This is a genomic window from Flavobacterium silvisoli (assembly GCF_004329815.1).
GTDB lineage: Bacteria > Bacteroidota > Bacteroidia > Flavobacteriales > Flavobacteriaceae > Flavobacterium > Flavobacterium silvisoli.
Window position 1 is genome coordinate 286182 of the sequence record NZ_SJPE01000001.1, and the last position, 25112, is coordinate 311293.

The 25112-nt window shown below is 39.4% G+C and carries 29 protein-coding genes and 1 pseudogene; 13 read left to right on the top strand and 17 right to left on the bottom strand.

Translation table 11 applies throughout. The annotated features are described in order from the left end of the window. Window positions 1-27 precede the first annotated feature (27 nt). The 7 genes from EZL74_RS01185 to EZL74_RS01215 all read left to right on the top strand — a co-directional run bounded on the left by EZL74_RS01185 (window position 28) and on the right by EZL74_RS01215 (window position 6421). The gene (locus EZL74_RS01185) at window positions 28-1068 is read left to right on the top strand and encodes a vWA domain-containing protein (protein WP_131474756.1); all 1041 of its coding nucleotides are present in this window, start codon (window positions 28-30) and stop codon (window positions 1066-1068) included. Continuing rightward, window positions 1069-1842 carry a tetratricopeptide repeat protein gene (locus EZL74_RS01190; RefSeq protein WP_131474757.1) on the top strand — a complete coding sequence of 258 codons (774 nt, stop codon included), beginning with the start codon at window positions 1069-1071 and terminating at the stop codon, window positions 1840-1842. 35 nt (window positions 1843-1877) lie between these two features. Next, on the top strand, window positions 1878-3641 hold the full coding sequence (locus EZL74_RS01195) for a BatD family protein (protein ID WP_131474758.1): 1764 nt from the start codon (window positions 1878-1880) through the stop codon (window positions 3639-3641). 12 nt (window positions 3642-3653) lie between these two features. Then, a complete protein-coding gene (locus tag EZL74_RS01200; RefSeq protein WP_131474759.1) occupies window positions 3654-4397 on the top strand; it encodes a tetratricopeptide repeat protein in 744 nt (247 codons plus the stop codon). Window positions 4398-4491: 94 nt separating this feature from the next. After that, window positions 4492-4848, top strand: a complete 357-nt coding sequence (locus tag EZL74_RS01205; protein ID WP_131474760.1) for a hypothetical protein — start codon at window positions 4492-4494, stop codon at window positions 4846-4848. 68 nt (window positions 4849-4916) lie between these two features. Further along, entirely contained in the window at window positions 4917-5936 is a 1020-nt protein-coding gene (locus EZL74_RS01210) for a phenylalanine--tRNA ligase subunit alpha (RefSeq protein WP_131474761.1), read from the top strand. A gap of 77 nt (window positions 5937-6013) precedes the next feature. Next, a complete protein-coding gene (locus EZL74_RS01215) occupies window positions 6014-6421 on the top strand; it encodes a hypothetical protein (RefSeq protein WP_131474762.1) in 408 nt (135 codons plus the stop codon). Here the strand turns inward: EZL74_RS01215 and EZL74_RS01220 are convergent, their stop codons facing one another. The 8 genes from EZL74_RS01220 to EZL74_RS01255 form a co-directional block, all read right to left on the bottom strand. Next, window positions 6422-6664 (bottom strand): hypothetical protein, encoded by a 243-nt coding sequence (locus tag EZL74_RS01220; RefSeq protein WP_131474763.1) that lies wholly within the window; start codon window positions 6662-6664, stop codon window positions 6422-6424. A gap of 1 nt (window position 6665) precedes the next feature. Further along, window positions 6666-7661, bottom strand: coding sequence for an NAD(P)H-dependent glycerol-3-phosphate dehydrogenase (locus tag EZL74_RS01225; protein ID WP_131474764.1), 996 nt, complete (start codon window positions 7659-7661; stop codon window positions 6666-6668). Between the two features lie 211 nt (window positions 7662-7872). After that, window positions 7873-9039, bottom strand: coding sequence for an iron-containing alcohol dehydrogenase (locus tag EZL74_RS01230; protein WP_131474765.1), 1167 nt, complete (start codon window positions 9037-9039; stop codon window positions 7873-7875). A gap of 68 nt (window positions 9040-9107) precedes the next feature. Then, window positions 9108-9689: a nicotinate (nicotinamide) nucleotide adenylyltransferase gene (gene nadD, locus EZL74_RS01235; protein WP_131474766.1), complete on the bottom strand. Its 582-nt coding sequence runs from the start codon at window positions 9687-9689 to the stop codon at window positions 9108-9110. A 1-nt stretch (window position 9690) separates the two neighbouring features. Continuing rightward, complete coding sequence (gmk, locus tag EZL74_RS01240) at window positions 9691-10260, bottom strand: guanylate kinase (RefSeq protein WP_131474767.1); 570 nt, start codon at window positions 10258-10260, stop codon at window positions 9691-9693. 16 nt (window positions 10261-10276) lie between these two features. Continuing rightward, window positions 10277-11137, bottom strand: a complete 861-nt coding sequence (locus EZL74_RS01245) for a YicC/YloC family endoribonuclease (protein ID WP_131474768.1) — start codon at window positions 11135-11137, stop codon at window positions 10277-10279. A gap of 58 nt (window positions 11138-11195) precedes the next feature. After that, entirely contained in the window at window positions 11196-12077 is an 882-nt protein-coding gene (locus tag EZL74_RS01250; RefSeq protein WP_131474769.1) for a DMT family transporter, read from the bottom strand. After that, the gene (locus EZL74_RS01255) at window positions 12070-12426 is read right to left on the bottom strand and encodes an arsenate reductase family protein (protein WP_131474770.1); all 357 of its coding nucleotides are present in this window, start codon (window positions 12424-12426) and stop codon (window positions 12070-12072) included. Before EZL74_RS01255 ends, EZL74_RS01250 begins: the two co-directional genes overlap by 8 nt. Before the next feature lie 107 nt (window positions 12427-12533). On the opposite strand from EZL74_RS01255, the gene EZL74_RS01260 reads away from it, so the two are divergent. From EZL74_RS01260 to EZL74_RS01275, 4 genes and pseudogenes are all read left to right on the top strand, one after another. Continuing rightward, the gene (locus EZL74_RS01260; protein WP_131474771.1) at window positions 12534-12971 is read left to right on the top strand and encodes an acyl-CoA thioesterase; all 438 of its coding nucleotides are present in this window, start codon (window positions 12534-12536) and stop codon (window positions 12969-12971) included. Between the two features lie 11 nt (window positions 12972-12982). Next, entirely contained in the window at window positions 12983-13438 is a 456-nt protein-coding gene (locus EZL74_RS01265; protein ID WP_131474772.1) for a DinB family protein, read from the top strand. Between the two features lies 1 nt (window position 13439). Further along, complete coding sequence (locus EZL74_RS01270; RefSeq protein WP_131474773.1) at window positions 13440-13895, top strand: DinB family protein; 456 nt, start codon at window positions 13440-13442, stop codon at window positions 13893-13895. A 116-nt stretch (window positions 13896-14011) separates the two neighbouring features. Then, window positions 14012-15196 (top strand): annotated as a pseudogene (locus EZL74_RS01275) (cystathionine gamma-synthase); the annotation flags it as partial. A 68-nt stretch (window positions 15197-15264) separates the two neighbouring features. Here EZL74_RS01275 and EZL74_RS01280 read toward each other — a convergent pair. From EZL74_RS01280 to EZL74_RS01305, 6 genes are read right to left on the bottom strand one after another with little or no spacing between them, the layout of a single operon-like run. Then, window positions 15265-16158: a DUF3078 domain-containing protein gene (locus EZL74_RS01280; protein ID WP_131474775.1), complete on the bottom strand. Its 894-nt coding sequence runs from the start codon at window positions 16156-16158 to the stop codon at window positions 15265-15267. A 20-nt stretch (window positions 16159-16178) separates the two neighbouring features. Further along, on the bottom strand, window positions 16179-16688 hold the full coding sequence (locus tag EZL74_RS01285) for a DUF2480 family protein (RefSeq protein ID WP_131474776.1): 510 nt from the start codon (window positions 16686-16688) through the stop codon (window positions 16179-16181). Between the two features lies 1 nt (window position 16689). Further along, window positions 16690-17013, bottom strand: coding sequence for an SUF system Fe-S cluster assembly protein (locus EZL74_RS01290; protein WP_131474777.1), 324 nt, complete (start codon window positions 17011-17013; stop codon window positions 16690-16692). Window positions 17014-17069: 56 nt separating this feature from the next. Beyond that, window positions 17070-17489, bottom strand: a complete 420-nt coding sequence (locus EZL74_RS01295; RefSeq protein ID WP_131474778.1) for a SufE family protein — start codon at window positions 17487-17489, stop codon at window positions 17070-17072. A gap of 19 nt (window positions 17490-17508) precedes the next feature. Then, window positions 17509-17946, bottom strand: a complete 438-nt coding sequence (locus EZL74_RS01300) for a hypothetical protein (protein WP_131474779.1) — start codon at window positions 17944-17946, stop codon at window positions 17509-17511. 11 nt (window positions 17947-17957) lie between these two features. Further along, a complete protein-coding gene (locus tag EZL74_RS01305; RefSeq protein WP_131474780.1) occupies window positions 17958-19172 on the bottom strand; it encodes an aminotransferase class V-fold PLP-dependent enzyme in 1215 nt (404 codons plus the stop codon). 231 nt (window positions 19173-19403) lie between these two features. On the opposite strand from EZL74_RS01305, the gene EZL74_RS01310 reads away from it, so the two are divergent. Next, window positions 19404-20756 carry a serine hydrolase domain-containing protein gene (locus tag EZL74_RS01310; RefSeq protein WP_131474781.1) on the top strand — a complete coding sequence of 451 codons (1353 nt, stop codon included), beginning with the start codon at window positions 19404-19406 and terminating at the stop codon, window positions 20754-20756. A 38-nt stretch (window positions 20757-20794) separates the two neighbouring features. Beyond that, the gene (locus EZL74_RS01315) at window positions 20795-21490 is read left to right on the top strand and encodes a hypothetical protein (protein ID WP_131474782.1); all 696 of its coding nucleotides are present in this window, start codon (window positions 20795-20797) and stop codon (window positions 21488-21490) included. A 68-nt stretch (window positions 21491-21558) separates the two neighbouring features. Here the strand turns inward: EZL74_RS01315 and sufD are convergent, their stop codons facing one another. The 3 genes from sufD to sufB are packed head-to-tail and all read right to left on the bottom strand — an operon-like array spanning window position 21559 to window position 25106. Then, window positions 21559-22875, bottom strand: a complete 1317-nt coding sequence (gene sufD / locus EZL74_RS01320; protein WP_131474783.1) for a Fe-S cluster assembly protein SufD — start codon at window positions 22873-22875, stop codon at window positions 21559-21561. Then, the gene (sufC, locus tag EZL74_RS01325) at window positions 22875-23627 is read right to left on the bottom strand and encodes a Fe-S cluster assembly ATPase SufC (protein ID WP_131474784.1); all 753 of its coding nucleotides are present in this window, start codon (window positions 23625-23627) and stop codon (window positions 22875-22877) included. Before sufC ends, sufD begins: the two co-directional genes overlap by 1 nt. 30 nt (window positions 23628-23657) lie before the next feature. Continuing rightward, window positions 23658-25106 (bottom strand): Fe-S cluster assembly protein SufB, encoded by a 1449-nt coding sequence (sufB, locus tag EZL74_RS01330; protein WP_131474785.1) that lies wholly within the window; start codon window positions 25104-25106, stop codon window positions 23658-23660. Between the last annotated feature and the right edge of the window lie 6 nt (window positions 25107-25112).

The window sequence follows — 25112 nt, forward strand, 5'->3', positions numbered from 1 at the left end:
TTAAAATTCATAATTCACAATTAAAGTATGTACGAGTTAGAAGAAAAATGGTATTTGTATCTCTTGTTTGTCATTCCGGCAATGGCATTACTTTTCTTGTACATTCAATTCTGGAAAAGAAAAAAACAACGGGAATTCGGCGATTTGGATTTGCTCAAAAAACTAAGTCCGGAAAAATCCGTTTTCAAACCGATTTTGAAATTAATTGTTGTTCTTTTGGCCTTAACCTGCCTCATCATAGGTTTAGTTAACCCCAAAATAGGAACAAAACTGGAAACAGTAAAACGTGAAGGAATAGATATCGTTTTTGCCATTGACGTTTCGAAAAGTATGTTGGCCGAAGACGTTGCTCCAAGCCGATTGGAAAAAAGTAAACAGTTGGTTTCACAAATCATCAACAACTTGGGAAGCGACCGCATCGGAATCATTGCCTATTCAGGAAGTGCTTTCCCGGTGTTGCCGATTACTACCGATTACAGCGTGGCTAAAATGTTTTTACAAGGTATGAATCCGGGTATCATTTCGGCTCAGGGAACTTCTATCGATCAGGCCATAAACTTAGCGACCTCTTTTATTGATAAAAAAGACAAAACCAACAAACTGCTCATCATCATTACCGACGGAGAAGACCATTCAAATGAAGCAGTAGGAGCTGCCGAAGAGGCAAAAAAATTGGGCCTAAAAATCATCACCGTAGGAGTTGGAACCGAAAAAGGAGGTCCGATTCCGCTCAAACGAAACGGAGTAGTGGAAAGCTTTAAAAGAGATCAAAACGACGAAGTGGTTATCACCAAAAGAGATTCAGAAGTCCTGAAAAAAATTGCCAAAGCCACCGGCGGCGGTTACGTTGACGGCAACTCAACCAAAGCGGTATTGGACTATGTAAAAAATGCGCTGGAAAATATTCAGAAAACAGAATTTGAAAGCACACAAATGGCTGATTTTAAATCACAGTTTCAATGGTTCTTAGGGTTTGGCTTTTTCTTGTTGTTTTTAGATGTTTTCCTGTTGGAAAAAAGAACCAAATGGGTGAAAAAGATGAATTTATTTAATGAGAAAGGTAATTAGATGATAGCCAGAAACAAATATTTGACATTGATTTTTCTTCTTTTATTTTCTTTTTTGGCGAAAGCTCAGAAAAAGGAAGTAGACACTGATTTGCCTAAAGGAAACGAAGCATTTACAGAAAAAAAATACAACGACGCTGAAGCAGAATATCGCATTTCGGAATCTAAAAATCCGAAGAAATCAATTGCTTCATACAACTTGGGGAATTCTGTTTACCGTCAAAATCAAGTCAGTGAAGCCAAATACCATTACGCCAAAGCACTTAAAAATGCTAAAACCCGTAAAGAAAAACACGAAGCATTACACAACATCGGCAATACTTTGATGAAAGAAAAGCAATACGCTGAAGCTGTTGAAGCCTATAAAAATGCCTTGCGCAACAATCCTGCCGATGAGGAAACACGTTATAACTACGCTTTGGCCAAAAAAATGATGAAAGACCATCCGCCTAAAAAAGAAGACAAAAAAGACAAAGACAAGGACAAGAAAGACGACAAAAAAGACCAAAAAAATAAAGACAAGAACAAAGATCAGGATAAAGATAAAGACAAAAATAAAGATCAAAAAGACCAGGATAAAGACGGAAAAAACAAAGACAAGCAGGATAACAAAGATCAAAACGGAAACAAACCGCAACCACAACCGGGTGGTGTTTCTAAACAAAGAATAGACAACTTATTGGACGCTGTAAACAACGAAGAGAAAAAAGTTCAGGATAAAGTAAACAAACAAAAAGTTCAGGCCAATCCGAAAAAAACTGAAAAAGATTGGTAGTTAATTTGAAAATGATTCAATTTGAAGATTTGAAAATGAAAAGGATACTCATTTTATTGTTTTTAGTGACAAACTCGCTTTGGGCTCAAGTACAATTTGAAGCTAAAGTGAGCAAAAACTCCTTGGGCATCAATGAACGATTGCGCATCGAGTTTACTATGAATGCTGATGGTGATAATTTTCAGCCACCAAATTTTGAGGCCAGCGGTTTCAGAATCGTTGGAGGACCAAGCCAATCGGTTAGTCAATCCTGGATAAACGGAAGAAGTAGTTTTAACAAATCCTACATCTATATTTTATTGCCTACGCAAAAAGGAGCCTTGACCATCAAGCAGGCGTCTATTGAAATCAACGGACAGATTTATAAAACATCTCCGGTTCGGATTAATGTAACCAACGCCGTTGAACTTCCTAAAGACCCGAACGAAATGCCAGCCATCAAAGCAGATGACAATTTGTATTTGGTAGCCGATATTTCCAAAACCAATCCGTATCTGAATGAACCGATTACGGTGGTGTACAAATTGTACTTCAGTTACAACATCGGAATCACCAATTGGAAGGAATTAAATAAACCAAAATACAACGATTTCTGGAGTCAAAACATTGACATCAAAGAATTAAAAGCCGAAGACGGCATGTTCAAAGGCGAACGGTATCGTTACGTAGTGTTGCGAAAAACAGTACTGTACCCAACAAAATCCGGCAAATTGGAAATCGAACCTTTAACCCTTGACATTGATTGCCAGGTGCCTACCAACCGAAGAAATTTTTGGGGACAGGCGCTAATGACCGAAGACAGCAAAAGGGTATCGGCCGGTAGCAAAGTCATCAATGTAAAACCATTACCGGAACACGGGAAACCTGAAGATTTTACCGGAGCTGTAGGTCGTTTTGATTTCAAAGTAAATCCATCTAAAACAACTTTAAAAAGCGGCGAATCTCTGGATTTAAACATCAGCGTTGTCGGAACCGGCAATCTGAAACTATTTACATTGCCCAAACCGGTACTGCCATCAGCCTTGGAAATGTACGATCCGGTACACGACGAAAATGTATCCACCCCGCTAACCGGAATGACCGGAAGGATTTCGGATAAATACACCATCATTCCGCAGTACAAGGGCAATTATCAAATCAAACCACTGCGTTTTACCTATTTTGATTTGGGCACTAACAGTTACAAAACCATTACCTCGCAGCCTATAACCATCAATGTGCTCGACGGTCCTGCGGTGGCAAATACTACTTCTGTCAATCCGAATGACGTGGCCAAGGCTAAAATTGAAGTGGCCAAAAGTTTTGCTTACAACAAACAAAAAACCAATCTCAAACCAATGGAAAAAGAGGATTTCTTGGGTTCGGGACTGTTTTATTCCTTGGTGATATTGCCGTTTTTAGCCATTCCGTTATTGATTGTCGGCAAACGAAGAAAAGAAGCTTCAGACAACGATTTGGTGGGCAATAAGATTAAAAAATCAAATGCTTTGGCCAAAAAATATTTGTCGGAAGCTAAAAAACATTTGGGTAACAAAGAACCATTTTACATTGCTTTGGAAAAAGCCCTGCACAACTTCCTGAAAGCCAAACTACACATCGAAACTTCAGAAATGAGTAAAGACAAAATCCGTGAAATCCTTCAGAGTCGAAATGCGCAAAACGAGATGATTACTGCCTTTATTCAATTGACCGAAAACTGTGAATTGGCCCGCTATGCCATGTCCTCGGAAACGGCTATTCAGCAAGACTACGAAAAAGCAGTTGAAATCATTTCTGAACTGGAAAAACAGCTTAAGTAATTGATTATAAAAATGAAAAAAGTAGTTTATATATTTCTGTTAATTTTTCAAGTTTCATTAGCGCAAAATGCTTTTGAACAGGGCAATCAATACTATCAAAAAGAGAATTACCAAGCCGCAATTGAACGTTTTGAGAGCATCATACAAAGCGGAAAACAATCGGCTGAGGTTTATTTTAATTTAGGGAACTGCTATTACAAACTGCACAAAGTAGCTCCTGCTGTATACAATTACGAAAAAGCATTGTTATTGAGTCCGAATGACAACGAAATCAAAACCAATCTGGAGTTTGCCCGAAAAATGGCCATTGATGATATTAAAATTATTCCAAAAGTAGGATTTGATAAACTGCTTTCCGATTTTACTTCGAGGTATTACTATGATACTTGGGCTTGGATTGCTGTTGGATTTGCTTTTTTGTCTTTGTTCTTTTTCATCGGTTATTATTTCTCCGAAAGAACTTATCTGAAACGCATCTTCTTCTTTGGTATGTTTGTTTGGATATTCGGAATATGTCTGAGTATTGCTTCCGGATTTTACGAAAAAAGCCGTATGGAAAACGAAAGACCTGCTATCGTTTTTGCCGAAATTGCTCCGGTTAAAAGTGAACCCAAAGCTACAAGTGCTGATGCTTTTGTACTGCACGAAGGCACTAAAGTTTACATACTGGAAAGCATTGCCAACTGGAAAAAAATTGAGCTTACCGACGAAACCACTGGTTGGATTAACGAAGATGCTATTAAGGAAATTAAATAGTAAGGTTTAAACATTTGAAGTAGTATCTTTGCCAACCTAATTTTGATTTGTGAATTACATCCTAATTCCTGAATCGCAATTCCTAAATACAAACATGTCAAGAGACGAACAATTAAAAAACCGCTGGGAACAACTAGTAGCACTCCTTTCCAATCAATTTGCCGAAGGAGATACGCTCGACTTGGACGCCATTATATACCTGATTGGTGTGCAGGAATTCGGAAAAGTGCACCAAACATTCAAAAAAGACGAGAAGCTCAACCTGATGCACATCGCCATTTGCCGATTGCTGGCTCCTTATGGCTACTACGAATTTGATTTTGTAGACAAAGACGGCTGGCCCCATTACAAAATCAAAGAAGAATTACCGCCGTTAAAAGCCGGTGAACAGGCCGTTTTAATGAAAGAAGCCATCGTAAATTATTTTGTCGAAAGAGAAGTGATCGAATAAAGTTTAGTTTGGCAGCTGACAACTTTCAACAAAAAAAACGCTATTTTTGCACCTTTACAAAATGACCGATGATAGATAAGATTAAAGAATATATTGCCGAAGCCGAGGCGTTTCAAACTGATAACAAAGAAACCTTAGAGCAATTCCGAATCAAATATTTGGGAAGCAAAGGTTTACTGAAAGATTTATTTGCCGAATTCAAAAACGTACCCAACAATCAAAAAAAAGAATTCGGACAAGTCATCAATACCTTGAAAACTACTTGTGAAGAAAAAGTAAAAACCATACAGGAAGCTTTAGAAAGCAAAGTAGAAAGCATTGGCGTTTATGGCGATTTAACCCGTCCTTCAGAACCGTTAACCATCGGTTCGCGTCATCCTATTTCATTAGTAAAAAATCAAATCATTGATATATTCTCTACCATTGGATTCAACGTTTCCGAAGGTCCGGAGATTGAGGACGATTGGCACAACTTCACGGCACTAAATCTTCCGGAATACCATCCGGCACGCGACATGCAGGATACGTTTTTCATTCAAACCAATCCCGATGTTTTATTAAGAACACATACCTCATCGGTACAAGTGCGTTACATGGAAAACAACAAACCGCCTATTCGTACCATTTCACCGGGACGCGTGTTCCGTAATGAAGCGGTTTCTTCTCGCTCGCACTGTATTTTCCACCAAGTGGAAGGCTTGTATATTGACAAAGATGTTTCGTTTGCCGATTTGAAACAAACACTTTTATATTTCACCAAAGAAATGTTTGGGAAAAGCAAAATCCGTTTACGCCCGAGTTATTTCCCGTTCACCGAACCAAGTGCTGAGGTGGATATTTACTGGGGATTAAAAACCGAAACCGATTACCGCATTACCAAAGGAACCGGCTGGTTGGAAATCATGGGTTGCGGAATGGTGGACCCTAACGTCTTGAAAAATTGCGGCATCAACCCTGAGGAATACAACGGTTTTGCCTTTGGAATGGGCATTGAGCGTATCGCCATGTTATTATATCAAATAGGTGATATCCGCATGTTTTATGAAAACGACGTGCGTTTCTTAGAGCAATTCAAATCAAGTCTTTAAAAAAAGACAGATAATAGACGGATAAATGAAAACCCAATCTGTCTGTTATCTCTTCGTCTCTTATCTATTATCCAAAAATGAAAAAAGACATCACCATCCCGAAAGTAGAAAACGTTTTTCTGGCCGCAGTTCAGGAATGGAGCGATGACTTTATGGAAAAGGTTTGGTATGTGTATCTCGTCAACGATTCTGACTTCGATTTAGACTCTGTAATGGTCGTTTCTAAAGCTTTTGGCACCATTGATGGGGAAATGAAAAAAACGTCGCTCCTGCGCCACGCATTCATGCAGGTACCCGCCGTATCTGTTGTAAAAATAGAAATGGTGGAGAAAAGCGTTCTTGAGCTCAACAACGAGTTTATGGTCACTTATTTCATCGGCAATACTTTGTACGACAAAAAATTCACCTTCCGCAAAAACATGATCAACGAACGCGCCACAGAAGAAGTGCCGATTTTGTTTGTAAACGGTGTAATCGTCAGATAATTATTTTTTCTTTCTGAAAAGATCTGACCAGGTGTATTCTTTACCATTCTTGCCTTTCCAGGAAAAGTAACCTACAAAAAAGATTCCTGTAACCAAGTATACAACGGCTTTAATATAAAAGAAAGGTGTGATCAATTGGCTCAAAAAAGGTTTTTCATTCCACTCAAACAAGCTCATAAAAACAATCATGAAAATGCCCCAGAATAATCCAACTTTGAGTTGGTGTTTCCATCTTTCACTCATCTTAATCTAATTTTTCGGTTAATTTTTTAAAGACTTTCTTAGCTTCTTTACCTTCATATAAAATCTCGTAAACCGCATCAATGATTGGGGTCTTGGCTTTATATTCCTGATTCAGTTTGTAAGCACTTTTAACCGCGTAATACCCTTCGGCTACCATACTCATTTCCATCATTGCAGCTTGAACCGTATATCCTTTTCCTATCATATTTCCGAACATACGGTTACGCGAAAACACCGAATAGCCGGTTACCAGTAAATCTCCCAAATAAGCCGAATTATTGATGTTGCGTTTCATTTTATGCACTTTGCGGATGAATTTTTTCATTTCGCGAATGGCATTACTCATGATTACCGACTGAAAATTATCTCCGTAGCCCAAACCATGGGCAATTCCGGCTGCAATAGCGTAAATGTTTTTCAACATGGCGGCATATTCTGTTCCGATAATATCGTCTGAAATTTTGGTTTTAATATAATTTCCGGCCAAAACATTAGCTACCGTCTTGGCTTTCTCAGCATCTCCGCAGGCAATGGTCAGATACGAAAGACGTTCTAAAGCCACTTCTTCCGCATGGCACGGACCGGTAATCACTCCGATGTTGTGATACGGAATGTTGAATTGTTTATGAAAATGCTCGCCTACTATCAAGAAAGTCTCAGGAACAATTCCTTTGATGGCTGAGAAAATTACTTTATCCTTTAAACTTACGGTTAATTTCTCTAATTCGGAACTCAAAAAAGCCGACGGAATAGCAAAAATCAAATAATCGGCATAGCTCACCGCTTCATTGATATCACTGGTTAGTTTCAATTTATGGGTATCAAACTCAACAGAGCTGAGGTAGTTCGGATTGTGTTTGTGTGTTTTTAAGTGCTCTATAGCCGATTCATTTCGCATGTACCACGCTATTTCCGGAAGGTTTACGCATAGCATTTTTGCAATGGCCGTGGCCCAACTTCCGCCACCAATCACAGCAAATTTAGGAGATTCATTCATGAATATAAACTTTTATATCATCCAAAAATACTCATTTTAGCAGACATCTTTCCCGTTTTATGGGAATAAAATAAATTTTGGCACAACTCTTGAGAATGTTTTGTAAAAATTGGGTTAAGTTATAATTGTGGTAGAACCGTTTAGTCAAAAGACTGGACGGTTTTGTCATTTTATCTAATCATAAAAAAAGCGTGCCAGGCACGCTTTCTCTTTAATAACTCATTTCTACAATTTCTCTAACCTTTTCAGGCGTGATATTTTGCTTTTCACCCAGCGCTTTCCAACCCCGTTCTTCAAAACGATTCACAATAAAATCAGCCGTGTTGCTGTAGTTTGCTGTATTTTCCGAAAGTTTGGTCTTCATACCCATGGTGTGAAAAAATTCAACTGTTTTTTCAATGGCCTGAGTGGCTTTTTCTTCAACTGATTCGCCGGTAACATTCCAAACTCGTGTTCCGTATTGTGCCAGTTTTTCTTTTTTAGTATCAAACATCACGCGGTACAAATTAGGGCCAATGATGGCAAGAGTTCGTGCGTGGTCAATCTCATACAAAGCGGTTAACTCGTGACCAATCATGTGGGTTGCCCAATCACTCGGGACCCCTTTCTGAATCAAACCGTTCAAGGCCATAGTGGCACACCACATAAAATTAGAAGCCAATTTATAATCATTTGGATTCTCAGCTACATCGGGACCGATTTCAACCAATGTTTGCAGAATGCTTTCAGCAATTCTGTCCTGCAATAACGCATCATGCGGATAAGTTAAATACTGTTCCATTACATGGGTAAAAGCATCCACCACGCCGTTTTGAATTTGTCTTTTGGGTAAGGATGAAACAACCGTTGGGTCGCAAACCGAGAATTTCGGGAACAACGCGCTACCGCCTAAGGTCAGTTTTTCCTGTGTCGCTTCGATGGTAATCACCGCACCCGAATTCATTTCTGAACCCGTAGCCGGTAAGGTCAATACTGTTCCGAAAGGAATCACCTTAGCCGTATCGGTAAACAGTACGCGATTTTTTAAAATCTCCATCGGATTACCTTCATAGCGCACCGCTCCCGAAATAAATTTTACGCCATCAATGACGCTGCCGCCTCCAACAGCTATGATGAAATTAATGTTTTGTTCACGAATAATTGCTACCGCTTTCATCAAGGTTTCAAAGCGCGGATTAGGTTCGATACCTCCAAATTCAATAACCTCAAACCCTTGTAAAGCAGCCTTGACCTGGTCGTAAACACCATTTTTAAAAATACTGCCACCGCCGTAGGCTAATAAGATTTTAGCTCCTTTTGGCACTAGTGTTGATAGTTTTTCGGTTTGGCCTTTGCCGAAAACATAATTGGTCGGATTGTATAATTCGAAATTGTTCATGATTTTGTATTTTAGAAAACGTAAAATTACAAAAGCTTGTCCCGAACAAGTGGTAAGGGAATGTTAACTTATTTGGAGTAAAATAAATTGTGGTCAATATACTCCCAAACTTTATGGGGTAACATCGGAGCTACATTTTTTTTATTTTTCAGGCTCTCACGAATGAATGTGGAAGATAGTTCAATTACAGGAGCACCCACACGGTGAATTTTAGGGTGATTGACAAACTGCTCGTCCATCTCTCCCGAATTTACCCGAGGGTATACATAAATGTGATGGTATTTTAAAATGGTCTCATAATTTTTCCATTTATGGAGCGAGTTCAGGTTGTCTTCTCCCATCAAAAGGGCAAATTCATGCTGCGGGTATTTTTCGCCCAAATGTGCCAAAGTATTGACTGTGTAATTGGGTTGTGGTAATTTAAATTCGATGTCGGAAGGTTTGATTTTATTGAAATCCTCAGTGGCCAAATGTACCATGTGCAGACGTTCATAATCGTCTAACAGTGTACTTTTTTGTTTGTGCGGATTATGAGGAGTTACAACCATCCATACCTGATCCAAATCGGCAAATTCTGCCATGTGATTGGCGATAATCAAATGACCTATGTGAATGGGATTAAAAGTCCCGAAATAAAGTCCGATTTTCATCTTATTTCACAAAATCTTTAACCAGGTTATAAGCTTCCTGCTTGGCTACGTCCAAATCGTAATTTTTGATAATGACATCAAATTGTGGTGCGGTGGCTAACTCTACGTGAGCTTTGGCAATACGCATGTTGATTTTATCATCGCTTTCCGTAGAACGTTCTTTTAGTCTTCGTTTGAGTTCATCAACACTCGGTGGTTTTACAAATACGGCTAATGTTTCTTGCGGAAATTTTGATTTGATGCGCAATCCTCCGGCCACATCGATGTCAAAAATGACATTTTTGCCTTTGGCCCAAATACGTTCTACTTCACTCTTTAAGGTTCCGTAAAAATTATCGCGGTAAACCTCCTCCCACTCTATAAAATCTTCGGCTTTGATATGTTTTTTGAATTCTTCTATCGAAATAAAGTAATAATCTTTTCCGTCTACTTCTTCTCCGCGTGGCTCACGGGTAGCAGCGGATATGGAAAACTCCAGATTCAATTCGGGTTGCGCTAATAAATGCCTTACTATGGTGGTTTTTCCCGAACCTGACGGTGCTGAGAATACTAATAATTTCCCTTTGTTCATTGTGTTTTACAGTTAGTTAAAGTACATTTAAAACTTGCTCTTTGATTTTTTCCAACTCATCTTTCATCATTACCACCAGTTTCTGCATTTCGGCATGATTCGATTTAGATCCCATGGTATTGATTTCTCTTCCCATTTCCTGAGTGATGAATCCCAGTTTTCTTCCATTGGCTTCAGTCCCGGCCAGGGTTTCAATGAAGTAGTTCAAGTGATTTTCCAAACGTACTTTTTCTTCGGTAATATCGTATTTTTCTAAGTAAAAAATCAATTCTTGTTCAAAACGATTTTCGTCTACACTTTCTTTGAGTTCCTCTAAGGCAGTTCGCAACCTGGTTTTTACGGTTTCCACACGTTCTGCATCATAAGACACCGCATTATTCATCAACGTCATGATATTGGCGATGCGGTGCAGAAATTCTTTCTCTAAAGAAACCCCTTCATCTTTGCGGAATTGCACTATGTTTTCTAAGGCTTCATCAATCACGGTTTGAATTTGTTTCCACTCGTTTTCGTCAATTTCATCGCGCTCTGTTTTCAGGGCATCTGGCATGCGAACAGCCATTTTCATCAGTTCGGTTTCATCTGCATTGGGAATAACTGCTTTCATCTGGTTGATGTACCCTTTTACTATCGGAACATTAATTTTTGACGAAGTTTCTTCACCGGTTACCTCAACATATAATGAAAAATCAACTTTTCCGCGCTCAAGCCTTTGCGAAAGCTGGTTGCGCAACCCCAACTCCATTTCTCTGAAAACAGAGGGCATACGCGTGTTTAAATCCAATCCTTTGCTGTTTAGTGATTTGATTTCTACCGTAATTTTCTTGGTGGGTAATTGCAAAGTAGCTTTGCCAAAACCGGTCATTGATTGTATCATGCTTTTATTTTCTAATAGCTACAAATATATTCAAAATTGAGGAGTTGGGATTTAGGATTCAGGATTTCTTCCTCGTAACCAGAAAAACACCGACAAAGATTAAAACCGCCGAAGCCGTTTTGACCCATGTCAGGTGATCTTTTCCCAAACTTATGGCAAATACTGATGCAAATAACGGCTGCAGGTAAATGAAAACCGCCACCGTGGTCGGTTTCAACTCGCGCATGGAAACCAAATTGAACAAATAGGTCAGAAAAGTAGTGAATACCACCACAAAAGCAATTTCCCATAAAATAGCAGCAGGAATCGTTTGCCATTGAATTTCCCGGTATTCACTCCAACCAAACGGTAAAACCATCAACAACCCAAACGTATAAATCCACTTAACAAAGGTAAACGCGTTGTATTTGTCCATCAGTTTTTTAACGATAATCAAATACAGTCCGTAAGAAACGGCATTGATGAAAACGAGTAAATTTCCCAGCGAGGCATTGCTGGCATTGGCGGCTGATTTTCCGTAGAGAATTAAAAACCCGGTACCCAAGAGCCCCAGCAAAATCCCGATAATTTTCCGGAATTCCATTTTTTCTTTAATCAATATAGCGGAGAGAATCAGTACAATAATGGGTGTTGTAACCATGATGACTGCCGCCGATATGGGCGAGGTATAACTCAGTCCTTTAAAAAAAGTAAGCATGTTCAGTGCCACACCAAATAAGGCCGCAGCAGCAATACGTGGAAAATCCTGCAGTTGGATTTTTTCTTTTGGAGCCCAAAAAGACACCAACCAAAACAACACAGTCGCGCCAAAAACCCGTAACAGAATAAACCCAAAAGGCTTAACATACATCGGCATCACGTCTTTGGCAATCGTAAACGACACTCCATAAATCAACGACACCATCATGGCGGCGACTAGTGCCCAAGCGCGCTTACTCATGGGCTAAAAAATCAATAACTTGTTGCACCACTTTGTGACTGTTACCAATGAATATTTTCCCGTCAGCTATAATGACCGGTCGCGATAGAAAAGTATAATGTTCTAAAATGTAACGTTTAAAATCGGCTTCGGTGAGTACCTCATCTTTTAACCCCATTTCTTTATACAGTGTGGCTCTTCGGCTGAACAGCGCTTCGTAGCTTCCGGCCAATTGTCGCATTTCATCCAATTGTTTTACCGTCATGGGTTCGGTTTTGATGTCCTGTAATTCGAATGTTTCCAGTTTCGGCAGGGATTTCAGAATGCGTTGGCAGGTGCTACAGGTCTTAAGATGGTAAATTTTTCGCATGGTCTTTTTTTACAAAAATAGAACATTGCGTTAAAATAGATTTAAATCTTTCCGACAGAATTTATAAGCAACGAATTCTGATTACATTTGAATAAATTTTACTAAAAATGGGGACTTTTACTAAAGAACTTTCTATTCGATGGGCCGATCTGGATCCGAATTTTCATGTACGGCACAGCGCCTATTACGACTTTGGAGCACAACATCGTATTGAAATTCTGGAACAGCAGGGCATGACTTTACAATTGATGCGGGAACAGCATTTTGGTCCCATCGCTTTTCGTGAGGAATGTGTGTTCCGAAAGGAAATTCGCCTTAACGACACTATTTTTATTTCGACTAAAATAAGTAAAATGAAAGCTGATGCTTCGCGTTGGACAATTGTACATGAATTGCGCGACAATCAGAATACCTTATGTGCCAAAATCACACTGGATGGTGCGTGGATTGACACCAAGCTACGCAAACTAGCTAATCCTACTCCTCCAATCGCCATCGACGTGATGAATGCCATCCCCAAAACAGACGATTTTGTATTATTATAAAAAACTAAAAAATGGACGCAACTTTTAAAATCTGGGAAACCAACCGAAAACACTATCTCAAACTCATCGAAAGCTATTCTTTGGAACAATTGAACAAAATTCCGGAAGGATTCAGCAATAATTTAGCTTGGAATTTGGGCCATATCATCGTGGCACAACAAGGATTGGTTTATCGACTATCGGGCTTGCCAACGTATGTGACCGAAGAAATGACCAATACCTACAAAAACGGAAGCAAACCCATCGGTCAAACCACGCAAGCAGAAATTGACGAACTTAAAACACTGCTGTTTTCCTTAATTGAGAAAACCAAAGAGGACTACGCCAATGGCAAATTTGTGACCTATACCGAATACACCACCGGCACCGGATTTCATTTGGCATCAACCCTGGAAGCCATCAATTTCAACAACTATCACGAAGCCTTGCATTTGGGTTTTATGATGAACATTCGAAAGTTTATATAAGATGACCGCCACCTTTGAAATCAACCGATCGAGCCGCAACATGCTGTTGAAGTTCCTCGAAAATTATTCCTTGGAACAGCTCAATACAGTTCCGGAAGGCTATAGCAACAATCTGATTTGGAATATTGCCCACATCATTGTTGTACAGCAAATGCTGGTGTACAAACTTTCGGGCTTGCCCATGATGGTTTCAGACGAAATGGTAGAGCGGTACAAGCGCGGCACCAAACCAGAAGCTCAGGTGACTCAAGAAGAAATAAATGAAATTAAATCGCTGCTTTTTGCCACTTTGGAACAAACCCAAAAGGATTTTGAAAACGGTATTTTTAAAAACTACCACGAGTTTACCACTATGACCGGGTATCACTTGCAAAATGCCCGAAACGCGATGGAATTCAATAATTTTCACGAGGCAACGCACTTAGGTATCATGATGCAACTCAAGAAATTTGTATAGCCGTTAATAAAAATGAAAAGAGCATTTCCAAACAAAGAATAAAACCTAAATTTGTACTTCAAATTTTATCACAATATAAAACACTGATAGGTTAGACTTTACAACAAAATAAACAATTAAATAAAATGAAATTCAACACCAAAGTCATACATGGCAACCAACACCATGAAGAAGTAACCGGAGCAGTTATGCCTCCCGTGTTCCAAACCTCAACTTATGCACAAGTATCTCCCGGAAAACCGGTAGGCGATTACGAATACTCAAGAGCAGCCAACCCAACGCGTCAAGCCTTGGAAGATGCTTTGGCCAGCATTGAAAACGGAGCTAGAGGATTAGCCTTCGCTTCCGGATTAGCGGCTACCGATTGTTTACTTCGCTTGTTCAAAGCCGGAGACGAAATCATTGCCATGGATGATTTATATGGTGGAACCTACCGTTTGTTTACCCGTTTGTACAACAACAGCGGCATCAAGTTCCATTTTGTAGACATGAACGACATGGAGAAATTCCAGTCGCTGATTAACGAAAACACTAAATTGGTTTGGGTAGAAACGCCTACCAATCCGTTGATGAAATTGGCTGACATTGCCGAGATTGCGAAAATCACCAAAAAACACAACATTCTTTTTGCGGTAGACAATACGTTTGCCACGCCTTATTTGCAAAAACCGTTGGATTTGGGCGCTGATATCGTAATGCATTCGGCTACGAAATACTTGGGCGGACACTCTGATGTGATTGCCGGGGCTTTGATCATCAAGGATAAAGAACTGGGTGATGAGTTACACTTCAAACAATTTGCCACCGGAGGAACTTTGGGTCCAATGGACAGCTTCTTGGTCTTACGCGGTATCAAAACCTTGCATTTACGCGTACAACGTCATTGCGAAAACGGCGAAAAAGTAGCGGCTTATTTGGCCAATCACCCCAAAATCGACAAAGTATATTACCCGGGCTTACCAAGCCATCCGTTTCATGACATAGCCAAAAAACAAATGAACGGTTTTGGCGGTATGGTTTCGTTTACCTTTAAATCGGGGAAAAAAGAAGATGCTATAGCCTTTTTGGAGAACTTAAAAGTGTTCACCTTGGCAGAATCTTTGGGCGGTGTCGAATCATTGGCCAATCACCCGGCCTTGATGACACATGCTTCAATTCCGGAAGACAAACGCAAAGAGATCGGTATTACCGATGATTTGGTGCGTTTGAGCGTAGGTGTGGAAGATATCGACGATCTGATTTCAGACATGGAGCAGGCTTTCCGTTTTGTTGGAGCGAATTGGACAACAGCCAAAATATAATTCAACACATTTGATATACAACAAAAAAGTCCCGATTTCTCGGGACTTTTTTATTAAATATAGTTTCTTTAGAATCCGTAATTTACACCGATTCCGATAACTTGTCGCGTTTGAAATCCGCTGAAGGCATTATCGTCGTAAATGGTTTGGAAAGCAAAGTTGGTGGAAAGGTATTTATTGACTTTCATGACAATATTCAACGTATAGTCTAAATCAACGTTTTGTGCGTCTTCCAGATAATTCGTGTACAAATTCAGGATGTTTTCGGCTGTAACGTTTTCCATCAAATTAAACTTGTAATAGCCGTTTACAGCAGCTCCAAATTCATAACGAGACGCATCGCCCTGATGCACCYCGAAAGCAGGTCCAAACTCTGTAAAATGCTTGTGCACCATGATTACTTTTGAAGTAGCCGGTGCCACATTCACCTTCAAATTTTCGCTTTTCTTCCACATCATACCGGGCCCGAATTGGGTATACGCCGGGGAAAAGAAATGCGATATTTTGGTGATTTTATCCGCGGGGTCGAAACCCGAGTCAAACTGCGTTTTAAAATTGAAGAAGAACGAGTAGTACCATTCGCCCGAAGCTTTTTTGCCCACCAACGAATTGAATTCGAAACGATCATCTGTTTTTTGAAGATCCTGTCCGTTAATTTTAGTCAAACCGTAATTAGCGGTTAGTTTGTTGTCCCAGGTCCAGGTGTCGCTCTTGTAATTGAAATCGTATTTCAAACCGGCATTTCCCGAAATACTACTTTGTCCTCCGGCCAGCCAATTGTTAAAACTGGCTTGGTTCAACAGAACGGTAAACATTCCTTTTTTGTCCCAACCATTGGGTTTTTCCTGCATTATTTTGGCTACCGTTTCTTCTGTCTTTTTCAACAGTTCTTTTTCACTTACTTGCGAAAAAATAGTATGGGCAGAAAGCAATAGTGTAGCTGTGAGTAAAATTTTCTTCATCTGCTTTGTCTGTTTTGTTGTTATTTTCCTTTTTTAAACAAAGGTACTGCCGAGCAGGCTTCGCCATACATGATACTTTTAGCCAAGGGCTGCAGTTTTTGTACAGCCATGATGTAGGCACTCTCGGGAACCGGTTTTTTGGAACATCCTTTGATAATAACTGGTTTGTCCTGATACTGCGAATAATCTAAAGATGATAATACTTCCTGATACAACGCTATATCTAACTCGGCAAGGTTGCCAAGCACCACTTTTTGCGCAAAAGGTGTTACGTATGTCGCTACCAAAATTGGAGCCCAAGCCGGCAGTATGGCATCGGTCGAACAGTGAATAGCCACGAAATGGTTTTGGTATTGTTCCCAATTATGATTTTTCAGTGCTTCTCGAAAGTCCTTTTCTTTGAGTAAAAAACCATCGAGTAACCATTGCGAAATGTCGAGTTGCGTTCGGGTTCCTACAGGATAATAATCCTCTAAATCGAATACTTCGAGTACAGAATTGGCGACCCTATTGATGATTTCTTCTGCCATATTACAGCATTCCTAATTCGAGTTTGGCTTCTTCGCTCATCAAATCTTTGCTCCAAGGCGGATCAAAAGTAATCTCTACTTCACACGATTTAACCGTGTCTATTTTGGTGATTTTTTCTTCCACTTCGCGTGGCAGTGTTTCGGCTACCGGACAATTAGGCGAAGTCAATGTCATTAAAACTTTTACTTCGTTGTCTTCGTTAATCATCACATCATAGATTAAGCCCAACTCGTAGATATCTACCGGAATTTCAGGATCATAAATACCTTTGAGTACTTTCACTACGTTTTCACCCAAATTGATATCATCTTTAAATTCTTCCATTTTTTATGTCTATTTATTTTCAACATTATTGTTGAACGTTGATTGTTTTAGTCTTTTCATTTTTTGGCATTAAATGCCAAAGCATACATTTTTATTTGTTTAATCATTGACACCAAACCGTTAGCTCTTGTGGCCGACAGGTGCTCTTTCAGCCCTATTTCATCAATAAAATCGGTATTAGCTTCTAATATATCAGTAGCTTTTTGGTTAGAAAAAGCTCTGATTAAAATGGCAATAATTCCTTTGGTTAGGATAGCATCGCTATCGGCAGTGAAAACAACTTTATCATCTTGTTGTTCGGCATGTAGCCAAACTTTGGATTGGCAACCTTTGATAATGTTATCATCAGTTTTGTATTGTTCATCTATCAGCGGCAGGCCTTTTCCCAAGTCGATGATGTACTCATAACGCTGCATCCAATCGTCAAACATTGAAAATTCGTCAATGATTTCGTTTTGTATTTCCTGTATTGTCATTTATGCTTAATTAGAACTTTTATTCTTTTTCTTTGGCTAGTGAAACTATTTTGTTGACCAATTTTTCTATCGCTGCCGGCGGAAAACCATGATCAAAGTCTACTGTTTCGTAGTTTTTGTTCTGATAGCGAATTTTGAGATTGGCAATGGCTGCTCCGTCATAAAAACGCTTTTGAGTCGGGTCTTTTAAATTAGGGATTTCTTCTAAATTAATTTTTCCGAAGGCTGATACCAACTCTTTCCAATCGGCATCAGAAATTGCAATTTCCTGAGGAGCTTCAACTCCTTTACGGTCTCTTGAGATGGTTGCTTTTTGATTGATGATTACTACCTTTTCAAAAAAACCTCTTGTGGTAGCAGTGTATTGAATCGTTGTGTTCTCCATATCGTTTTGTGCTTCATTGGAACAACTTTTTCCGAGAAAAACGGTCAATAAAATCAGCGTAATGGCTTTCATATTTTTAGGGTTTAAGATAACATCATTTGAGCTTTTTTCACAGCTGCTACCATCGCATCAATTTCTTCTTTGGTATTGTAAAAAGCAAAACTGGCTCGTATGGTTCCCGGTATTTGATAAAAATCCATAATGGGTTGCGCACAATGATGCCCCGTTCTGACAGCTATACCCAGTTTATCGATAATCGTACCAATGTCATATGGGTGGATTCCTTCGATATTAAACGAAATTACGGAAGTTTTTTCTTTTGCCGTTCCAAAAATTTTCAATCCTTCAATTGCGGATAATTGTTCTGTTGCGTATTGCAGCAGTTCGTGTTCATATTTTGCTATAGCATCAAAACCCACCGAATTCAAATAATCAATTGCTGTTCCCAGTACAATTCCATCTGCAATATTGGGTGTTCCGGCTTCAAATTTATGAGGTAAATCTGCGTATGTCGTTTTTTCAAAAGTAACCGTAGCAATCATCTCACCACCACCTTGATAAGGAGGTAATTTGCGCAACCAATCTTCTTTTCCGTACAAAATCCCAACTCCGGTCGGGCCGCAAATTTTGTGTCCGGAAAACACATAAAAATCACAATCCAACTGCTGAACATCAGGTTTTAAATGAGGTGTTGCCTGAGCACCGTCAATTAAAACAGCCGCTCCTGCTTCATGCGCTTTGTCAATCATGTATTTGATAGGATTGATTGTTCCTAATGCATTTGAAATATGATTAACCGTCACGATTTTGGTTTTAGACGAAAGCAACTTATCGTATTCAGCCATGATTAATTCACCGGCCTCGTTCATCGGAATAACTTTCAGAGTAGCGCCTGTTCTTTCACAAAGCATTTGCCAGGGAACTATGTTGCTGTGGTGTTCCAATGCCGAAACCAAAATCTCATCTCCCTCTTTTATCAATGATGCAAAACCATTAGCCACGGCATTAATCCCGTGCGTGGTACCCGAAGTGAAAATAACTTCATGAGCATATTTGGCATTGATGTGTTTTTGGATTTTCATGCGTGATGCTTCATAAGCATCGGTTGCCAATTGGCTGAGTGTGTGCACACCTCTATGAATATTAGCATTGATTTCCTGATAGTATTTTGCTATGGCATCAATAACTACCTGGGGTTTTTGCGAAGTCGCGCCGTTATCAAAATAGACTAGCGGTTTACCGTTAACTTTTTGTGAAAGTATAGGAAAATCAGCTCTGATTTTTTGGATGTCTAACATTGGATTATTTAGAAAAATTCTAAATACAAAAGTAGAAAAATTGATGCTGAAAAAACCACGATTTCACGAATATTTATGATTTGTTTTCCGTGATAATTTAAGCCCCTACAGACGTAGTAATTTTTGAAAATAACATTGGCTTTGGGCACTATTCCTTCTTTGTTTTTTATTTGTAATTAGCTCTTTCAAAACACAAGTTAATTTTCATAAATTGCTTAAAAATAAATTACTATGAAAAAGTTTTTGAAAATTTTTGTGGTTGTGGTATTAATTCTTCTGGTTTATCTGAGAATTGAAATTTATCCGAAGCTTGATTTGATTTCAGGATTTTCGGCCAAGAGTGTGGCTTCTGCCCATTTCATTGATGGACGAAGTTTGGAAACCATACAACAAAACGACAATGACATCGACAAAGTAGATTGGGCGACTAATAAAATTGATGAAAAAAATCGGGCGGTAGTTTCTTCAGTACACGGAATAAAACAGCGCAAAGCGATTTTCCGAAAAGGCTTGGGGGCAACGTTAATTGATGATGATTTTGACATTTCAAAACCGTATGAAGTTCCGAACAGAACAGCTGCCAAAAGCAATTTACCTTTTCCTTACGGCGATGAAGAGCCCAAAGACACTATTCTTGCTAATATTGATTACACTCGATTGCATTCGGCTATTGACGCTGTTTTTGACCCAAAAGGAACTAAAGACAAACGTACACGTTCTGTGATTGTCATTTACAAAGACCGGATAATTGCCGAAAAATATGCTGACGGATTTAACAAAAACTCCCTAATTCTGGGGTGGTCAATGACCAAAAGTTTGACCGCTACTTACTTTGGCATACTCCAAAAACAAGGAAAAATAGACATCATGAAACCCGCTCCTGTACCTGAATGGCAGAAGGATAGCCGTCGAAACATCACTATAAACGACTTACTGCACATGAATTCGGGTCTTGAATGGGAAGAAGATTACACTAAAATTTCAGATGTGACCAAAATGCTTTTCCAAGCCAAAGACATGACCGAATGTCAAGCTCAAAAAAAGGCTGTTTTCAAACCCAATACTCACTGGAATTATTCTTCGGGAACCACCAACTTACTGAGCGGCATCTTACGAAAACAATTTAAAACGCATCAGGAATATTTAGATTTTTGGTACAGTAGTCTGCTAGACAAAATAGGAATGCATTCCGCTTTGATTGAAACCGATATGAAAGGAAATTTTGTAGGATCTTCATACGGCTGGGCTACAACCAGAGATTGGGCCAAGTTTGGTTTACTTTATTTACACCAAGGTAATTGGAATGGCGAGCAACTGTTTGATAAAAGTTGGGCCAAATACGTAGCGACTCCAACACGTGGTTCAGACGGAAAATACGGCGCGCATTTTTGGCTTAATGCGGGTGGTAAATATCCTGATGTTCCCAGAGATTTATATCATTGCAGTGGCTATCAGGGGCAAATGGTGTTTATCATTCCTTCTGAAGATTTAGTAGTAGTTCGCATGGGACTGAATGAAAACCTGAATTACAACCTATTTTTGAGTGAAATTATCGAGAGTTTGAAAAAAAATTCTGATGATTAAGAAAAAATCTTATTTTTGATAAAACTAATCCTATCAAAATGAAAAAAATCAGTTTACTAAAAGCGACAATTCTTTTCTTATGGGTATTGTCATTTTCTTCCTGTAGCAACGACAGCAGCAGTGAATCATTCGGAACTTCAACCGGAAATTATTGGCCGATGGCCGTAAACAATGCTTGGAACTTAGATGCTGATGGTGTTACCCAACAAATCAAACTCATCGGGACAGCAACATTTGGCGGAAGCACTTATTACGAATTAATCGATGAAGGCGCAACAGACACTTATGGTGTAAAAACATATATGACAAAAAAGGGAGCAATTTATTACCAAAAAACAGGCGATTTAAACACAATTGAAAACGGAGTCACTATCTCGATGAAATCATATGAAATGCCCATTTTAAAAGACGATTTACAAGTTAATGAAACTTGGTCGGGAACCCTTAATCCCAAGTTGAATTACAGTTACGGAGGCACAAGCGGCACACTACCCGTTACCATAAATTACAACGGTAAAATCACAGCACGGGATGCCGCCGAAACCATAAATGGTGTGACGTATACAAACATTATCAAGACAACTCTTAAGGTAGAAAGCAATATAAATGGTCAGATCACCGTAATTGATTCCGAGTATTGGTACGCCAAAGATATTGGCCCGATAAGAGAATCTCAAACAATTGACGGCGGATTGCCTGTTATCCGAACATTGCTTACCTATACACTTAATTAATCATTTTTTAATAGTATAAAAAAGGGTCAAAGTAAAACTTTGACCCTTTTTATTTTGAAACGATACGCTTATAAATCAAACCCTAAATTCACGCCCAATTTCATGGCAATAATTTTGGTAATTCGCTTTTTCAATTCAGGTATTTTGATGCTCTCGATAACTTCATTAGAAAACGCATACATGAGTAACGCTTTGGCCTCTTTCTTCGGAATACCGCGTTGTTGCATGTAAAACATAGCCGTTTCATCCAATTGTCCGATGGTGCAGCCATGAGAACATTTTACATCATCGGCAAAAATCTCCAATTGCGGCTTGGCATTGATAGTAGCTTTATCCCCTAACAAAATATTGTTATTTTGTTGAAAAGCATCCGTTTTTTGAGCTTCTTTTTCTACGTAAATTTTTCCGTTGAAAACTCCTGTGGCACTATCAGCCAAAATGGTTTTGTAGTTTTGATGACTTTCGCAATTAGGCGTCGCGTGATGCACCAAGGTGTAATGGTCAACGTGTTGTTTGTCACCAATTATCGTAATGCCTTTTAAAGTCGAATCGATTCGTTCTCCAAAATGATAAAAATTCAAATTGTTTCGCGTGATGTTTCCTCCAAAAGAAAACGTGTGTACCGAAACCCGACTTTCCTGTTTTTGGGAAATATATGTGTTGTCAATCAGGTTGGCCGATTGTAAATCGTTCTGAATTTTATAATAATCAACTATAGCGCGTTTTTGGGCAAAAATCTCGGTAACCGAATTGGTCAACACCGGATTCTCATTCAAACTTTGATGTCTTTCGATAATTTGTACATGAGCATTTTCACCCACAACGACCAAGTTCCGCGGTTGCACCATCAAAGCATCTTCTTTTCCGGTAGAAAAATAGATGATTTCGATGGGTTTTTCGACCACTTTGCTTTTCGGGATGTTGACGTAGGCGCCTTCATTGGCGAAAGCCGTATTGAGCGTCGTTAAACTTTCCTCTTTGCTGGCAATTTTATTGAAATATTCGTCAATCACCATTTTGTATTTGGGTTTATTCAGTGCCGAAGACATCAAACAAACATCCAAACCATCGTGGGTTGTGGCCGATAGAAACGAAGAAAATTTTCCGTCTACAAAAATCACTTTGTGGGTGTCAATTTCGTGCAGAAAATATTTTTTTACCTCAGCAAACTCTATAATGTTTTCCTGTTTTGGAAATACGGAATAGTCATTTTTTAAAATGGCATTCAGCGAGGTATACTTCCAAGCTTCCTCTTTTTTAGTAGGGAATCCTTTGCTTTCAAAGTTTTTTATAGCCGAAGTACGCACATCGTGAAGAGCACTATGAATGTCTATTTGCTCTTCAAACGCCATGAAAGACGATATCAATTTTTCCTTCAATTCCATTATGCCTCCTGTTCTTGTTTAATCCAGTCGTATCCTCTTTCTTCTAACTCTAATGCTAATTCTTTACCGCCCGATTTTACAATTTTTCCGTCCATCAATACATGCACAAAATCAGGAATAATGTAGTCTAACAAACGTTGGTAGTGCGTGATGACTAAGACCGCGTTGTTTTCGCTTTTAAGTTTGTTTACGCCATTGGCTACAATTCTCAAAGCATCGATATCCAAACCGGAATCCGTTTCGTCAAGGATGGCTAGTTTTGGTTCCAACATGGCCATTTGAAAGATTTCATTACGTTTCTTTTCACCACCCGAAAACCCTTCGTTTAATGAGCGCGATAAAAACTTGCGGTCTATTTCCAATAGTTCTGATTTCTCACGGATGAGTTTCAGCATTTCATTGGCCGGCATTTCTTCTTTGCCATTGGCTTTGCGGCTTTCGTTGATCGCAGTTTTCATAAAATTCGTCACCGAAACCCCCGGAATTTCTACCGGATATTGGAACGACAGGAAAACACCTTTGTGCGCTCTTTCTTCGGGAGCCAATTCGGAGATGTCTTCTCCTTCCAACAGAATTTCGCCTTCGGTTACTTCATAATTTTCGTTTCCGGCGATAATGGATGACAAGGTGCTTTTTCCGGCACCGTTAGGCCCCATGATGGCGTGTACTTCACCGGCTTTCACTTCAAGGTTGATTCCTTTTAAAATCTCTTTATCTTCAACACTTGCGTGTAAATTTTTTATGCTTAACATTTTTTGAATGTGTTTTATTCTGATTTATAATTATCCTACTGAACCTTCTAAAGAAATTTCGAGTAATTTTTGTGCTTCTACGGCAAATTCCATCGGCAATTTGTTCAAGACATCTTTACTGAAACCGTTCACGATTAAGGCAATGGCCTTTTCAGTTGGAATGCCGCGTTGGTTGCAATAAAACACTTGGTCTTCACCGATTTTGGAAGTGGTGGCTTCGTGCTCAATTTTGGCTGTCGAATTTTTGCTTTCAATGTATGGAAACGTGTGTGCGCCACAGTTGTTGCCCATCAATAAAGAGTCACATTGCGAGAAGTTGCGGGCATTTTCGGCACGGGCGCCAATTTGCACCAATCCTCTGTAGCTGTTCTGTGATTTTCCGGCTGAAATTCCTTTGGAAATGATGGTCGATTTGGTGTTTTTGCCCAAATGAACCATTTTGGTTCCGGTATCGGCTTGTTGGAAATTATTGGTTACGGCTATGGAGTAAAACTCACCCACCGAATTGTCGCCTTTTAAAACGCATGAAGGATATTTCCAGGTTACGGCTGAACCGGTTTCTACCTGTGTCCAAGAGATTTTAGCATTTTTCTCGCACAAACCTCTTTTGGTTACAAAATTAAACACACCGCCTTTTCCTTCTTTATTTCCGGGATACCAGTTTTGAACCGTCGAATATTTGATTTCAGCATCGTCTAATGCAATCAATTCTACTACGGCAGCGTGCAACTGGTTTTCATCGCGGCTGGGTGCCGTACAACCTTCGAGGTACGAAACGTAACTGCCTTCATCAGCAATGACTAAGGTTCTTTCGAATTGTCCAGTTCCGGCCTGATTGATACGGAAATACGTAGACAACTCCATTGGGCAGCGAACGCCTTTTGGGATGTAACAAAACGACCCGTCCGAAAAAACAGCTGAATTGAGAGCCGCATAGAAATTATCTTTCTGAGGCACTACGGTTCCGAGGTATTTTCGAACCAATTCCGGATGTTCTTTAATGGCTTCTGAAATTGGGCAGAAAATAATGCCTTTTTCGCCTAAAGTCTTTTTAAAAGTGGTGGCCACCGAAACGGAATCGACCACAATATCCATGGCGATGTTATTCATTTTTTTCTGTTCGTCTAAGGAAATCCCTAACTTTTTGTACATGGCCAAAAGTTCCGGATCAACATCGTCCAAAGTTTTGTTAGGATCTACTTTTTTGGGTGCCGAGTAGTAGGATATGGCCTGAAAATCGGGTTTGTCATAATGTACATTGGCCCACTCCGGCTCAATCATTTCCTGCCAGGCTCGAAAAGCCTCAATACGCCAGTCTGTCATCCATTCCGGCTCTTCTTTTTTCTTGGAAATGGCACGAACAATATCTTCATTTAAACCAATAGGAAAAGTTTCGGATTCTATATCTGTGTAAAACCCGTACTCGTATTCTTTATTTTCTAATTCAACTTTTAAGTCTTCCTCTGTGTATTTTGACATAGTATG

Bases quoted from the DNA above. Each gene is read 5' to 3' on its own strand.
- EZL74_RS01265 (WP_131474772.1), top strand. From the start codon at position 12,983: ATGGACGCAACTTTTAAAATCTGGGAAACCAACCGAAAACACTATCTC.
- EZL74_RS01295 (WP_131474778.1), bottom strand. From the start codon at position 17,489: ATGACAATACAGGAAATACAAAACGAAATCATTGACGAATTTTCAATG.
- EZL74_RS01195 (WP_131474758.1), top strand. From the start codon at position 1,878: ATGAAAAGGATACTCATTTTATTGTTTTTAGTGACAAACTCGCTTTGG.
- EZL74_RS01205 (WP_131474760.1), top strand. From the start codon at position 4,492: ATGTCAAGAGACGAACAATTAAAAAACCGCTGGGAACAACTAGTAGCA.
- EZL74_RS01250 (WP_131474769.1), bottom strand. From the start codon at position 12,077: ATGAGTAAGCGCGCTTGGGCACTAGTCGCCGCCATGATGGTGTCGTTG.
- EZL74_RS01260 (WP_131474771.1), top strand. From the start codon at position 12,534: ATGGGGACTTTTACTAAAGAACTTTCTATTCGATGGGCCGATCTGGAT.
- EZL74_RS01285 (WP_131474776.1), bottom strand. From the start codon at position 16,688: ATGGCAGAAGAAATCATCAATAGGGTCGCCAATTCTGTACTCGAAGTA.
- EZL74_RS01245 (WP_131474768.1), bottom strand. From the start codon at position 11,137: ATGATACAATCAATGACCGGTTTTGGCAAAGCTACTTTGCAATTACCC.
- sufB (WP_131474785.1), bottom strand. From the start codon at position 25,106: ATGTCAAAATACACAGAGGAAGACTTAAAAGTTGAATTAGAAAATAAA.
- EZL74_RS01190 (WP_131474757.1), top strand. From the start codon at position 1,069: ATGATAGCCAGAAACAAATATTTGACATTGATTTTTCTTCTTTTATTT.
- EZL74_RS01255 (WP_131474770.1), bottom strand. From the start codon at position 12,426: ATGCGAAAAATTTACCATCTTAAGACCTGTAGCACCTGCCAACGCATT.
- EZL74_RS01290 (WP_131474777.1), bottom strand. From the start codon at position 17,013: ATGGAAGAATTTAAAGATGATATCAATTTGGGTGAAAACGTAGTGAAA.
- EZL74_RS01315 (WP_131474782.1), top strand. From the start codon at position 20,795: ATGAAAAAAATCAGTTTACTAAAAGCGACAATTCTTTTCTTATGGGTA.
- EZL74_RS01215 (WP_131474762.1), top strand. From the start codon at position 6,014: ATGAAAAAAGACATCACCATCCCGAAAGTAGAAAACGTTTTTCTGGCC.
- EZL74_RS01225 (WP_131474764.1), bottom strand. From the start codon at position 7,661: ATGAATGAATCTCCTAAATTTGCTGTGATTGGTGGCGGAAGTTGGGCC.
- EZL74_RS01300 (WP_131474779.1), bottom strand. From the start codon at position 17,946: ATGAAAGCCATTACGCTGATTTTATTGACCGTTTTTCTCGGAAAAAGT.
- gmk (WP_131474767.1), bottom strand. From the start codon at position 10,260: ATGAACAAAGGGAAATTATTAGTATTCTCAGCACCGTCAGGTTCGGGA.
- nadD (WP_131474766.1), bottom strand. From the start codon at position 9,689: ATGAAAATCGGACTTTATTTCGGGACTTTTAATCCCATTCACATAGGT.
- sufD (WP_131474783.1), bottom strand. From the start codon at position 22,875: ATGGAATTGAAGGAAAAATTGATATCGTCTTTCATGGCGTTTGAAGAG.
- EZL74_RS01305 (WP_131474780.1), bottom strand. From the start codon at position 19,172: ATGTTAGACATCCAAAAAATCAGAGCTGATTTTCCTATACTTTCACAA.
- EZL74_RS01185 (WP_131474756.1), top strand. From the start codon at position 28: ATGTACGAGTTAGAAGAAAAATGGTATTTGTATCTCTTGTTTGTCATT.
- EZL74_RS01200 (WP_131474759.1), top strand. From the start codon at position 3,654: ATGAAAAAAGTAGTTTATATATTTCTGTTAATTTTTCAAGTTTCATTA.
- EZL74_RS01310 (WP_131474781.1), top strand. From the start codon at position 19,404: ATGAAAAAGTTTTTGAAAATTTTTGTGGTTGTGGTATTAATTCTTCTG.
- sufC (WP_131474784.1), bottom strand. From the start codon at position 23,627: ATGTTAAGCATAAAAAATTTACACGCAAGTGTTGAAGATAAAGAGATT.
- EZL74_RS01210 (WP_131474761.1), top strand. From the start codon at position 4,917: ATGATAGATAAGATTAAAGAATATATTGCCGAAGCCGAGGCGTTTCAA.
- EZL74_RS01220 (WP_131474763.1), bottom strand. From the start codon at position 6,664: ATGAGTGAAAGATGGAAACACCAACTCAAAGTTGGATTATTCTGGGGC.
- EZL74_RS01270 (WP_131474773.1), top strand. From the start codon at position 13,440: ATGACCGCCACCTTTGAAATCAACCGATCGAGCCGCAACATGCTGTTG.
- EZL74_RS01230 (WP_131474765.1), bottom strand. From the start codon at position 9,039: ATGAACAATTTCGAATTATACAATCCGACCAATTATGTTTTCGGCAAA.